Origin of the sequence: Pseudomonas sp. Pse35, assembly GCF_024519715.1 — a bacterium.
GTDB lineage: Bacteria > Pseudomonadota > Gammaproteobacteria > Pseudomonadales > Pseudomonadaceae > Aquipseudomonas > Aquipseudomonas paracarnis.
The window spans coordinates 61,206-73,945 of sequence record NZ_JALJRP010000028.1 but is presented as its reverse complement, the minus strand read 5'-3'; the positions used below and the strand labels follow the sequence as shown (position 1 = coordinate 73,945).

General features: G+C 60.8%; 13 protein-coding genes. 6 read left to right on the top strand and 7 right to left on the bottom strand.

Annotated features, from left to right (window positions below):
• The first annotated feature begins 482 nt into the window (after positions 1-482).
• Positions 483-698 (top strand): molybdopterin-binding protein, encoded by a 216-nt coding sequence (locus OC445_RS20950; RefSeq protein WP_003173733.1) that lies wholly within the window; start codon positions 483-485, stop codon positions 696-698.
• Positions 699-754: 56 nt separating this feature from the next.
• Here the strand turns inward: OC445_RS20950 and OC445_RS20945 are convergent, their stop codons facing one another.
• The gene (locus OC445_RS20945) at positions 755-1,900 is read right to left on the bottom strand and encodes a MalY/PatB family protein (protein WP_198791638.1); all 1,146 of its coding nucleotides are present in this window, start codon (positions 1,898-1,900) and stop codon (positions 755-757) included.
• 201 nt (positions 1,901-2,101) lie between these two features.
• Here OC445_RS20945 and ggt point away from each other — a divergent pair, with 201 nt between their 5' ends.
• The gene (gene ggt / locus OC445_RS20940; protein ID WP_054921949.1) at positions 2,102-3,826 is read left to right on the top strand and encodes a gamma-glutamyltransferase; all 1,725 of its coding nucleotides are present in this window, start codon (positions 2,102-2,104) and stop codon (positions 3,824-3,826) included.
• A 111-nt stretch (positions 3,827-3,937) separates the two neighbouring features.
• Here ggt and OC445_RS20935 read toward each other — a convergent pair whose 3' ends face one another.
• The 3 genes from OC445_RS20935 to OC445_RS20925 form a co-directional block, all read right to left on the bottom strand.
• A complete protein-coding gene (locus OC445_RS20935; RefSeq protein ID WP_198791637.1) occupies positions 3,938-4,468 on the bottom strand; it encodes an AAA family ATPase in 531 nt (176 codons plus the stop codon).
• A complete protein-coding gene (gene pnuC, locus OC445_RS20930) occupies positions 4,465-5,028 on the bottom strand; it encodes a nicotinamide riboside transporter PnuC (RefSeq protein WP_034127339.1) in 564 nt (187 codons plus the stop codon). Before pnuC ends, OC445_RS20935 begins: the two co-directional genes overlap by 4 nt.
• A 200-nt stretch (positions 5,029-5,228) precedes the next feature.
• A complete protein-coding gene (locus OC445_RS20925) occupies positions 5,229-6,863 on the bottom strand; it encodes a methyl-accepting chemotaxis protein (RefSeq protein WP_034127340.1) in 1,635 nt (544 codons plus the stop codon).
• 226 nt (positions 6,864-7,089) lie between these two features.
• Between OC445_RS20925 and OC445_RS20920 the strand changes: the two genes are divergently transcribed.
• Complete coding sequence (locus tag OC445_RS20920) at positions 7,090-7,920, top strand: undecaprenyl-diphosphate phosphatase (RefSeq protein WP_044273643.1); 831 nt, start codon at positions 7,090-7,092, stop codon at positions 7,918-7,920.
• Positions 7,917-8,300, top strand: coding sequence for a DUF1294 domain-containing protein (locus OC445_RS20915; protein WP_198791636.1), 384 nt, complete (start codon positions 7,917-7,919; stop codon positions 8,298-8,300). The genes OC445_RS20920 and OC445_RS20915 overlap by 4 nt, the downstream gene beginning before the upstream one ends.
• Here OC445_RS20915 and OC445_RS20910 read toward each other — a convergent pair.
• Both OC445_RS20910 and OC445_RS20905 read right to left on the bottom strand, forming a co-directional pair.
• A complete protein-coding gene (locus tag OC445_RS20910; RefSeq protein WP_054895937.1) occupies positions 8,289-8,645 on the bottom strand; it encodes an MmcQ/YjbR family DNA-binding protein in 357 nt (118 codons plus the stop codon). The genes OC445_RS20915 and OC445_RS20910 overlap by 12 nt on opposite strands.
• Positions 8,642-9,550: a LysR substrate-binding domain-containing protein gene (locus tag OC445_RS20905; protein ID WP_014718355.1), complete on the bottom strand. Its 909-nt coding sequence runs from the start codon at positions 9,548-9,550 to the stop codon at positions 8,642-8,644. The genes OC445_RS20910 and OC445_RS20905 overlap by 4 nt, the downstream gene beginning before the upstream one ends.
• 125 nt (positions 9,551-9,675) lie before the next feature.
• Here OC445_RS20905 and OC445_RS20900 point away from each other — a divergent pair, with 125 nt between their 5' ends.
• Entirely contained in the window at positions 9,676-10,287 is a 612-nt protein-coding gene (locus tag OC445_RS20900; protein WP_034127345.1) for an FMN-dependent NADH-azoreductase, read from the top strand.
• A 191-nt stretch (positions 10,288-10,478) separates the two neighbouring features.
• A complete protein-coding gene (locus OC445_RS20895; RefSeq protein ID WP_198791635.1) occupies positions 10,479-11,516 on the top strand; it encodes an alpha/beta hydrolase family protein in 1,038 nt (345 codons plus the stop codon).
• Here the strand turns inward: OC445_RS20895 and OC445_RS20890 are convergent.
• Positions 11,510-12,682, bottom strand: coding sequence for an MFS transporter (locus OC445_RS20890; RefSeq protein WP_054895935.1), 1,173 nt, complete (start codon positions 12,680-12,682; stop codon positions 11,510-11,512). The two genes, OC445_RS20895 and OC445_RS20890, sit on opposite strands and share 7 nt — an antisense overlap.
• Positions 12,683-12,740: the final 58 nt, after the last annotated feature.

The window sequence follows — 12,740 nt, the reverse complement described above, 5'->3', positions numbered from 1 at the left end:
ACCGTCGAGGCGGTCCATGTTGGCTTCGGTGGCGTGGCCGGCGTTGGCGCCTTTGATCACCGCTGCACCGGTGTCTTCGTTGTCGACTTCATCCCAACTCAGCATTGAAATACTCCCTTCTGATCCGTTCTGACGGTGTTCAACCCGTCCAAAAAATGTGCGATTTGCAGGCTACCAGGCATTGAAATACTGCGCTGAGTGTGGTCGGCAAATACCGATTCTGCACACTATGTAGTGGTCTGTTTTGTTTGTGGGCACACTATATGGTGTGTAACAAGGTTGGTCAACGCACAAGATGTGCGGTTATAAGTCGCTGCCGAACGTTGGGCGCCGGGCAGATGGGAGGCGAAGAATATTTACTTCATATATCTTTATAGAATAGATAAATAGATATTTATTCCTTTTAATCTTTTCTATCGAGGCGCAATTTGAGGGCCTGCGCATTCGTGCGGATTGACCCAACAGCCAAAAGGAAAGCCGACATGACCATCAAAGCGATCAACGTGCGCAACCAGTTCAAAGGCGTGATCAAGGAGATTCTACTGGGGGAAGTGGTGTCGGAAATCGATGTGCAAACCGCGTCTGGCATTGTGACGTCGGTGATTACCACACGTTCGGTGCGTGATCTGGAATTGAAGGTGGGCAGTGAAGTGATTGCCTTCGTGAAATCGACTGAAGTGTCCATCGCCAAGTTGTGAATGAATAATGTGGGAGGGGATTGCCTGCCCCTCCCACGAATGCCTCGTCGGGCAGGTTAGCGCTGGCGCAAGGCTCGTTCCATGCGCTGTATACCTTCCTCCAGCATCGCCCGTGGGCAACCGAAATTCAGGCGCACGAACTGTTGGCTGTCATCACCGAATTCGATCCCCGCGCTCAGGCCGACCTTGGCCTGCTCAAGGAAAAACTGCTGCGGGTCATCCAGGCCAAGAGCGCTGCAATCGAGCCACGCCAGGAAGGTGCCCTGTGGTGCATGCATCACCACACCAGGCAAGCGGGTCTTTACTGCATCGAGCAGGTAGTCACGGTTGGCCTGCAGGTACTGCAACAGCGCAGCGAGCCAGTCGCCGCATTGGCTGTAGGCGGCTCGGGTGGCTTCCAGGCCCATGGGGCTGACGCTGTCGACCATGCCGCAGCGCGCGTTATTGAAACGCTCGCGCACTGCCGCGTTCTGGACCACCGCAAAGCAGGTCTTCAAGCCGGCCACGTTATAAGCCTTGCTCGCCGACATCAGGGTGATGGTGCGCTGGGCAATCTCGGGGCTGAGGCTGGCGGTGGGGATATGGCGACGGCCGTCGAAGCACAGCTCTGCGTGGATCTCGTCGCTGATGATCAGCGCGCCAGCTTCCAGGCAGGCATTGGCTACCGCCGTCAGTTCCTCCCGGGGAAATACCTTGCCGATGGGGTTGTGCGGATTACTCAGCAGCAACGCACCGGCACCGCTCAATGCCTGGCGCATCGCAGACATAGGCGTGACGTATTCGCCGTTGAGCAACTCGAACGGCATTTCGATGCGTGGCAGATTCCAGTTGCCCGGCGCCAGGCGAATCGGCCGGTAGTTGGGGGTTTGCAGCACCACCGCCTGGCCGGGCTGGACGAATGCGTGCAGGGCCATATTGAAACCAGGCTCGACGCCGGGCAGGAACAACAGTTCTTCGGGCTGCACGCGCCAGGCGTACTTGGCCCACAGGTCAGCGACGATGGCGACGCGCACGTCCGGGCCGGCCACGCTGTAGCCGAGAATCTGCTGGTCCAGGCGCGCGTGCAGGGCGCGCAAAATGGCGGGCGGCGCGGCGATGTCCATGTCGGCGATCCACATCGGCAGAACGTCTTGCGGGTAACGGCTCCACTTGGTACTGCCGGTATCGAAGCGTGGGTGGATCGTGTCGAAATCAAAGCTCATGGACAGGCTCGTATCAGGGCGGCGGCGAAAGAATGGCGCCGATTCTAGCGCCATTAATTTTATAGGCCAGAGCTGATTGCCGCCTTGCACAGCGGTGTGCGTTCCATGACCGACAAGTTCTGTAATAAAAACGCCATTGCGCTGGGGATTGAATCAGCGAGGGGCTATTTTGGTGCATCTCAATAATCAGAGTAGCCATGGATGAAATACCAACCCTTGAGTCACACCTTGATTGCTACCGCGCTGGTATTAACGATCAACGGGGTGCATGCAGCTTCCCAAGCCCCGGTTGCGGGTGAAAATGGCATGGTGGTCACGGCCCAGCACCTGGCAACCCATGTGGGGGTCGATGTGCTCAAGGCCGGCGGCAACGCGGTCGATGCGGCGGTGGCAGTGGGTTACGCACTGGCGGTGGTGTACCCGGCGGCGGGCAACCTGGGCGGTGGCGGTTTCATGACGGTGCAACTGGCGGACGGGCGCAAGACCTTCCTCGACTTCCGCGAAAAAGCCCCGTTGGCGGCGACGGCCGATATGTACCTCGACAAGGCCGGCAATGTGGTCGAGGGCCTCAGCGCCAAAGGCCATTTGGCGGTCGGCGTACCAGGCACGGTGTCCGGCATGGAGCTGGCCCTGAGCAAATACGGCACCCTCAAGCGCGCCCAAGTGATTGCCCCGGCGATCAAGCTGGCGGAAAACGGCTTTGCGCTGGAGCAGGGCGATATCGACCTGTTGCACACCGCCACCGGTGAGTTCGAAAAAGACCAGGATATGCGTGGCATCTTCCTGCATAACGGCGAGCCGATGCAGGTAGGCCAAAAGCTGGTGCAGAAGGACCTGGCCAAGACCCTCAAGGCAATCTCGGCCAAGGGCACCGACGGTTTCTATAAAGGCTGGGTCGCCAAGGCGGTAGTGGATTCCAGCCAGGCCGGCAAAGGCATCATCACCCAGGCCGACCTCGACGCCTACAAAACCCGCGAACTGGCCCCCATCGAGTGCGACTACCGTGGCTACCATGTGGTCTCGGCGCCGCCACCCAGCTCCGGCGGTGTGGTGATCTGCCAGATCATGAACATCCTCGAAGGCTACCCAATGGCCGACCTGGGCTATCACTCGGCACAGGGACTGCACTACCAGATCGAAGCGATGCGCCACGCCTACGTGGACCGCAACAGCTATCTCGGTGACCCGGACTTCGTGAAGAACCCCATCGAGCATCTGCTGGACAAGAACTACGCGGCCAAGCTGCGTGCGGCGATCGAACCGCAAAAGGCCGGTGATTCCCAGGCAATCAAACCGGGTGTATCGCCCCATGAAGGCAATAACACCACCCACTATTCCATCGTCGACAAATGGGGCAACGCGGTCTCGGTGACCTATACCCTCAACGACTGGTTTGGCGCCGGGGTGATGGCGAGCAAGACCGGGGTGATTCTCAACGATGAAATGGACGACTTCACCGTCAAGGTCGGCGTGCCGAACATGTACGGGCTGGTGCAGGGCGAAGCCAACGCCATCGCACCGGGCAAGGCGCCGCTGTCGTCGATGAGCCCGACCATCGTCACCAAGGACGGCAAGGCGGTGATGGTCGTCGGTACACCGGGGGGCAGTCGCATCATCACTGCCACCTTGCTGACCATCCTGAATGTCATCGACTACAAGATGAATATCCAGGAAGCCGTGGACGCGCCGCGCTTCCACCAGCAGTGGATGCCTGAGACCACCAACCTTGAGACGTTTGCCGTGAGCCCGGATACCCAGAAGATTCTCGAGAGCTGGGGCCATAAGTTTGCTGGTCCGCAAGATGCCAACCATTTGGCGGCGATCCTGGTCGGTGCGCCTGCTCTGGATGGCAAGCCGGTGGGTAACAACCGTTTCTATGGGGCGAACGATCCGCGACGCAATACGGGCTTGTCGTTGGGTTACTAAGGCTTCACACCGTTGGTGTAGGAGCGAGCTTGCTCGCGAAGATCGTTAACGATAACGCGGGGTGCCTGATTCACAGCGGCGCACTCCGGTTTTTCGCGAGCAAGCTCGCTCCTACAGGGGGAAGGCGAGCAACTGCTTGACGGCGGTAAATGCCGCCTGGCGGCGCTGCTCCCAATCCCCGCCAATCACCACCAGTGGTTGTCGATGCTCCTGCATCCACTCCAGGCTGGCCTGAAAAAACGCCCGGCGATCCGCCAGTTCCGGCTGGCAGCGCTGGCCGTCGGCACTCCATTCCACATCCTCGGGTGAGAGCAGCAGGTGCAGGTCGTAATGCCGCGCCAGAAGTTCGTCATCAAGCCAGCCGGGATAGTCGCCGAACAGGGCCTGGCTCCAGAGCTTGTTGGTCAGCAGGTGGGTGTCGAGGATCAGCAAGGCGGGGCGTTTGGCGCGGGCGGCATCCTCCCAGGCCAACTGGCCCTGGGCAATGGCCGGGATATCCGCCAGGGTGGTGTCGCGCTGATGCTGGTCGATGAAGTACCGCACATATTCCCCCACCATCAACCCGCCGAAGCGCGCGTGCAACTGCGCCGCCAGCCAGCTCTTGCCGCTGGATTCGGGGCCCGCTAATACCACCACTTTCATGCGCGTAACGCCGGGTCGGCGCGCCACTCGCGCCAGCCTTGCACGGCAATCACGGTAAACAATGCATAGAGTGCAGCCGTGAGATAGAGGCCTTTGTAGAGGAACAGGCCGACGAAGATCACATCCACCACAATCCACAACGGCCAGCACTGTACGCGTTTTTGCGCCATCCACATCTGCGCCACCAGGCTGAAGCCGGTGAGGGCGGCGTCGAGCCAGGGCTGGGCGGCGTCAGTCCAGTGGGCCATGGCGGCGCCCAGCAGCAGACTGCCGACGGCGCCCACAGCCAGGCTGGCCATGATTGCCGGCGCTTTCAGGCTGGTGACCTGGCGGCCTTGCTTGACCTCGCCAGCGCGGGTCCACTGCCACCAACCGTAAACTTGCAGCGCCGCGTAGACCACTTGCAGCAGCATGTCCGAGTAGAGCTTGACCTCGAAAAACACCCAGGTGTAGAGCAACACCATCACCAGGCCGATGGGCCAGCACCAGGGGTTTTGTTTGACCGTCAGCCAGACAGCGATCACCCCCAGGGCGGCGGCGAACAGTTCAAGCCCGGACATGGTGGATCCTTGGGAGAGTGGGAGAGGGCGGTGATTGTACCCAGAGCTCACCGATCCTCAAACACAGCAATGCGTCATTGCCCTTTGTAGGAGCGAGCTTGCTCGCGAAGATCGTCAAGGTTACCGCGTATTGTCTGAATAACCGCGGTGCCTATGGGTTTTTCGCGAGCAAGCTCGCTCCTACAAAAGGCCAATCAGCGCTAGATTCGGAATTGGCGCAGCAACCCATCAAGCTGCTCACTCAAACCACGCAACTGCGCACTCGCCACGCTCGATTGCTCCGCCGCCAGCGCCGTGCTGTGGGACAGCCCGGCCGCTTGGGTGACGTTCTGGTTGATGTCTTCCACCACATGGGCCTGCTGCAGGGTGGCGCTGGCAATCGAGGCGTTCAGACCGTTGAGGTTGTGCAGTGCCTGGCCGATGGCGGTGAGGCTTGCACCGGCCTGGCCGGCTTGCTCGATGGTCAGTTGCGAGGCGCTGTGGCTGTCGCTGATGACCTTGACCGCCGCTTCCGAGTGACCTTGCAGGCGCTCGATCATTACCTGGATCTCGGCGGTGGATTTCTGCGTGCGCTGGGCCAGCAGTCGCACCTCATCGGCAACCACCGCAAACCCACGGCCTTGCTCCCCGGCGCGGGCGGCTTCGATGGCGGCGTTGAGGGCGAGCAGGTTGGTCTGGTCGGCGATGGAGCGGATCACCTCCAGTACCCCGCCGATCTGCGTGCTTTCGCTGGAGAGTGTGCGGATCACCTCCACAGCCTGGCTGATGGTGGTGGAGAGCTGGTCGATCTGCTGCAAGCTGCCGTCGATGTTGACCTGGCCCTGTTGTGCCTGGGCCTGGGCATCGCGCATTTCGCTGGCGGCGTGTTCGGCATTCTTCGCTACGTCCTGCACGCCGTAGGTGACTTCATTGATGGCGGTGGCCACCAGTTCCATCTGCTGCGATTGCTGCTGGCTGCGGTCATGGGCCTGGCTGGCGTTGTGGCCCAGCTCGGTGGACGACTGGCCCAGGGCGTTCGCGCACACCTGCAACTGGCCGACAACCTGGCGCAGCTTGGCGGTGAAGCTATTGAAGTGCTGGGCCAGTGCGGTCAGTTCGTCACGACCGTGGGTGTCGAGGCTGTGGGTCAGGTCGCTTTCGCCGCTGGCGATATTGCCCATGGCATTCACCGCCGCCTGCAACGGCTGCACGATGCTGCGAGCGATCAACACCACCAGCACGGCCATCATCAACGCAATGCCCAGGCCAATGGCCGAGGCTTTCCACACCTGGCCCCTGAATTCAGCCTGTACATCGTCGACGTAGACGCCGGAGCCGATAATCCAGCCCCAGGGTTCGAACAGTTGGATGTACGAGGTTTTCTCTACCGGCGCTTCGGCGCCGGGTTTCGGCCAGCGGTAGTTGACGATGCCGGCGCCCTTGGCCTTGGCCAGGCTCACGAATTCGTTGAACACGGCGAAACCGTCCGGGTCGCGAATTGCCGAGAGGTTCTGACCGTCGAGCTTGGGGTTGGCCGCGTGCATGATCATCACGGGGGTGAGGTCGTTGATCCAGAAGTAATCATCGTGGTCGTAACGCAGGCCGCGCACCGCGCTCAAGGCCTGTTGTTGCGCGGCGTCGCGGGTCAGTACGCCGGTTTTTTCCAGGTTCTGGTAATAGCTGAGTACGCCACTGGCGGTCTGTACCACGTGCTGGGTCTGCTGGCGCTTGGCCTGGTAGAGGTCGCCGTGGATCTGGTTGAGCATCAACAGCCCCAAGGCCAGCAGCATCAACACGGCGACTATCAGGATCAGCCAAAGGCGGCGGCTGATCGACATGCTGCGCAAACTGTTCATCGTCCTGTCACTCCCTGCTCTTTATAATTGTGGTGCTGCTTCGAGATTTCCGGCGTGTCTGATAGGCTTTCGGCCCGGAATCGAAAAACCTGAGTACTGCCTGATTTTTCACGGAATTTTTGCAGACCGGCGTTGAGAATCAACCGCGGGCGCTTGTGTGCGCTCGTCGTCAGTGAACTTAAAAAAGACTATGAGGCATGCCACGCGCATGACCTTTGGAGACAGCATGGATTTTTGGACCGCCATACAGGCATTGATTCTCGGCATCGTCGAGGGGCTTACGGAGTTCTTGCCGATCTCCAGCACTGGCCACCAGATCATCGTCGCCGACCTGATCAATTTTGGCGGCGAGCGTTTCGAAGCCTTCAATATCATCATCCAGCTGGGCGCGATCCTGGCGGTAGTCTGGGAGTTTCGGCGCAAGATCTTTGACGTGGTCATCGGCCTGCCGACCCAGCCCAAGGCCCGGCGCTTTACCGTCAACCTGATCATCGCCGTGTTGCCGGCGGTGGTATTGGGGGTGATTTTTGCCGACCTGATCAAGCACTATCTGTTTAACCCGATCACTGTAGCGACTGCCCTGGTAGTGGGTGGCGTGATCATGTTGTGGGCCGAGCGCCGCCAACATGCAGTGCGGGCTGAAACCGTCGACGACATCACCTGGAAAGACGCCCTCAAGGTCGGCCTGGCCCAGTGTCTGGCGATGATCCCGGGCACTTCGCGCTCCGGTGCAACGATCATCGGCGGCCTGTTGTTCGGCCTGTCGCGCAAGACAGCTACCGAGTTCTCGTTCTTCCTGGCGATGCCGACCATGGTCGGTGCGGCGGTGTACTCGGGCTATAAATACCGTGACCTGTTCCAGCCCGCGGACCTGCCGGTGTTCGCCATTGGCTTTGTCACCTCGTTCATCTTCGCCATGATTGCGGTCAAGGCCCTGCTCAAGTTCATCGCCAGCCACAGCTACGCGGCGTTTGCCTGGTACCGCATTGCGTTCGGCCTGGTGATCCTGGCGACCTGGCAGTTCGGCTGGATCGACTGGACTGCGGTCAAGCCATGACTATCCAGCACCCACGCCTGAAGGCGCTGATCTTTGTACTGCTGTGTGCCGCGCCGCTGCTGGGCTCGGCGTTGCTGTGGTATCGCGGCGAAACGGTGATCCCGTTGATGGCCTACGGCGCGGTCAGCGTGGTTGCGTTCTTCTTGTACTGGAGCGATAAGCGCAAGGCGCAGACCGAAGGCTGGCGCACCCCGGAAAACATCCTGCATGCGGTGGAGTTGGCGGGCGGTTGGCCGGGGGCGTTGATAGCCCAGCAGGTGTTCCGGCACAAGACGCGCAAGGTGTCTTACCAGGTGTTGTTCTGGGTGATTGTGCTGTTGCACCAGGTGTTCTGGCTGGACCAGCTGTTCCTCGACGGCACCTTGCTGTCAATCCTCTAGCCGCAAGCCAATCTGTGTGCGCTTGGGCAGCTTGCTCACCACCAACTGGTGGGAGCGCTGCAACAGGCCACGCAGTTCCTCTGCGCCCAAAGGGTAGGGCGTGTTCATGATGACCCACTGCGCCCTCGCCAGGTAAGGCGCCGGGTGAATGCCCGGGCGGTCGACGTGACCCAGGAACAGTTCTTTGTCGACCTTGAAGGCCAGCGACTCACCGCGCAGGTTCTGCAAGGCGAACATCTTGTTGCCAGCAACCGAGAACACCCGCACGCCACCCCATTTATAGTCTTCCCGTGCGCCTGGCAGGCTCAGGCAGAAACGTGCGACTTGTTCTTCCGTCATGCTCATAACAGCCGATCTCCACAGCCTTTGAAGCCTTCTTCCAGATAGTCGATCCAGGCCCGGATGGCCGGCAGCACGCCGCGCCGGTGCGGGTAGACCGCCTGCAGCCAGCCGCCTGGCAATGACCATTGCGGCAGCAGTTGCACCAGCCGGCCGCTGGCCAGTTCTTCTTCGCAGTACATCATTGGCAGCACCGTAAAGCCCACACCCATCATTGCGCTGGCCTTGCGCACGATAAAGTCTTCGATGCCCAGGCGCGCCTCCATCACTAGCTCGTGCATATTGCCCTGGGGGTCGATGATGCGTTGGTGCACCATTCGGTCCGCCTCGAGTGCGCCAAGGATTGGCAACTGCTTGAGGTCTTCCAGGGTTTCGACCCGCCGCTCACGCATGAAAACGGGGCTGGCCACCAGCACGGTATGCGCCTGGCGCAGGCGTTTGGTGACCAGCAACGGGTCTTCGTCGCCCAGTTCGCGTACGCGCAGCGCTACATCAATGCCTTCGGCCACCAGGTCGACGCGGCGATTCACCAGGGTCATGTCCAACTGCACCAACGGGTGCGCGGCCAAAAAACCGGCTACCAGCTCCGGCAGGATCTGCTGGGCCAGGCCCACCGGGCAACTGACCCGCAAGCGCCCCCGTGGTTCGCTGGACATACTGGCCACGGCCTCGTCGGCCATTTCCGCTTCAAGCAGCATGGCCTGGCAGTGGCGCAGGTAGCGTTCGCCGACGGCGGTGAGCGTCAGTTGCCGGGTGGTGCGTTGCAGCAAGCGTGCACCCAGGCGGTCTTCCAGTTCGGCAATGCGCCGTGAAAGCCTGGATTTGGGAATGCCGAGCAGCCGGCCAGCCGCAGCAAAACCGCCGGCTTCGACGACTTTGGCGAAATAGTAGAGGTCGTTGAGGTCTTGCATGGTGGGCCTATTGTCCTGTCAGTGGGACAAACTATCGCATTTCAGCTGGCTTATCGACCATTGGTTTCATGCGTAGCATCACCACCATCTGATCGCCACTGTCGATCCCACCTCGGAGATCCATCATGAAACTGTTGCACATCGATTCCAGCATCCTCGGCGACAACTCGGCCTCCCGTCAGCTCAGCGCCGGTGTGGTCAAGGCATGGCAAGCCGCGCAGCCGGGTGTGGAAGTGACCTACCGCGACCTCGCCAGCGAAGGCATCAACCATTTCTCCGGCGCTACCTTGGGCGCATTGGGCACTGCTGCGGAACTGCGCGATGCGGCGCAAAAGCACGAGGCTGAACTGAGTGCATCGTCGCTGGCTGAATTCCTCGCCGCCGATGCTGTGGTAGTCGGTGCGCCGATGTACAACTTCACCATCCCAACCCAATTGAAAGCCTGGATCGACCGCATCGCAGTGGCCGGCCAGACCTTCCGTTACTCCGAAGCCGGCCCTGAAGGCCTGTGCGGCAACAAGAAAGTCATTATTGTCTCCACCGCCGGCGGCCTGCATGCCGACCAAGCCTCGGGCGCTGCCCACGAAGGCTACTTGAAACTGCTGTTCGGCTTCCTGGGCATCACCGACATTGAGATCGTGCGCGCTGAAGGCCTGGCCTACGGTGATGAAGTGCGCAGCAAAGCCATGAGCGACGCCAACGTGCGCATCAACGAGCAACTGTTCGCCGCTGCGTAAGGCTTATGTAAATTTGCCCTGTCCTCGGTTTCATTCTGAAACCGAGCGCCTAAACTCTGTACTCTGATCGCCTGAACGCGAGCGGGGTACGGAGTTTTTTCGTTGTGGCCCAGGTTATGCACACATCCCTGCGATACCCTGGACTTTTTATTCGACAGGCCGGTTCTTGTGCAGCAAAGGTGGACGTCCCCATGATGCGTCTTTGTGCTGTTTTGGTACTTTCGCTGTTGGGCAGCCTGGTTTCAGTGCACGCCGCACCGGCACCGCACCCCCATTGGAGTGTGGGGTTTCATCGCATGAGTGTGCTCGACCCGCTGGATTCGCAGCCGATGAAGGCCATCGCGTTTTACCCTTCCACCGATACCGAACGCACCACGCCGCTGGGCGCCTATCAGGTCGCGGCCAGTGAAGATGCCAAGGTTGCTATCGGCCGTTTTCCGATGCTGATGCTGTCCCACGGCAACACCGGCACGCCCCTGGCCCTGCACGACCTGGCTACGTCACTGGTGCGTAAGGGGTTCGTAGTGGTGGCGGTCCTGCATCCCGGCGACAACTATAAGGACCACAGCCGCCTGGGCACCGTGAGTAATCTGTATGGCCGGCCGATCCAGATATCCCAGGCGATCACCGCCACCCTGGCCGATCCGATGCTGTCGCCCTTTGTCGATGTCGATCAGATTGGTGTCATCGGATATTCAGCCGGTGGCGAGACGGCATTGATTCTGGCAGGCGCCAAGCCTGATTTCGAGCGCCTGCGTCGCTACTGCCAGGAACGCCCCGAAGACCGCGACGCGTGCACTACCAAGGGCGAGTTGGTGGTTGATCGCGACGACTTGCAACCCCAGGCTGACCCGCGCATCCATGCGTTGATGCTGATGGCGCCGCTGAGCTTGATGTTTGGCCGCCATACCCTGGCGGACGTGCATGTGCCAGTGCTGCTCTACAGTGGCGATGGCGACCAGTTGGTGGCAGTGGACAAAAACGCCGCCGCCCTGGCGCGCAAACTGCCAGAGCCGCCGGACTTCAAGCTGTTGGCCGGGGCAGGGCACTTTGTATTCATGGCCCCGTGCGACAGTGATCAACTGGCGACAATGCCGGGCATCTGCACCGATGCCGATGGTGTCGACCGTGAAGGGATTCACCGCGATATGGTCTCCGAGGCCGGGCGCTTTTTCAGTCGCACCCTCGGTGAGGCAACGCGTGCCGGCCTGCAGACGGCTGATCAGTAGGCGCGGCGCCTGAGCAGTACGGTCAGGGCGAGCGCGCTGACCGACAGCAACGCGGCGCAGAAGAATATCCAGCCGTAGCCAAGATTCAACGCCACGGCGCCCATCAACGGCCCGGCGATCGCCAGGGCCAGGTCGAAAAATACCGCATACGCACTCAGCCCCGCGCCGCGGCTGCTGTCCGGCACTTGCTTGATAGCTTCCACGCCGAGCGCCGGGTAAACCAGTGACAAACCAAAACCGGTCAACCCTGCGCCGATCAAGGCCACGCTGGTAGACGGTGCCAGCCACAGCAGCGTCAGGCCCAGGGTTTCGATGAGCATGCAGGCGATGGCGGCGGTGAACCCGCCAAACCGGCTGATGGCTGAGATAAACACCAGGCGCGAGAGAATAAAGCACACACCAAATACCGTCAGGCAATACGCCGCACCGGCCCAGCCACGATTCAGGTAATACAGGGTGATAAAGGTCGTCAACGTGCCGTAGCCAATCGAAGCCAGGCACAGGCTGGCGCCGAATGGTGCGATACGCCCGAACACCGCCCAGAACGGCAGCCGCTCGCCACGTACCACCGGCACCGACGGTTTATTGCGGATCAGCACCAGGCCCAACGCCGCCAACACCGTCAGGGCAAGACCGAGGCTGGTGTAGCCGTAATCAGCCACCATCACCACGCCAAGTGGCGCACCAATCGCAATCGCGCCGTAGGAGGCGATGCCATTCCAGGAAATCGAGCGTGCGATGTGCTCGGCGCCCACCGCGCCCATGCACCAACTGATGGTCCCCACGCCAATCAGGCCCTGGGCCACGCCGAGTAACAGGCGACCGGCGATCAGAATACCCAGGCTCAAGCTCGGCAGACTTTCCAGCAGCGTGGCGATAAAGGTCAGTACACCGCTGATCAGAATGCCGGCCAGGCCCAGCACGATCGCGCGTTTGGTACCGACGTTATCCGACATCCGCCCGGCCATCGGACGGCTGAGCAGCGTGGCCAGGTACTGCGAACCGATGGTCACCCCGGCCACCACGGCGCTGAAACCCAGTTGCTCGTGCACATAGCCTGGAATCACCGCTATCGGCAGGCCGATGCAGATAAAGGCAATGAAAGTGTAGAAAACGATGGAAACGATCTGCAGGGTGATCGACAGGGAGGAGGGGGCGGCAGGCATGAGTACTCAATCGCTGGCGGGCGGTAAAGCATCATGGCATATCCCGCATTACTGTAGG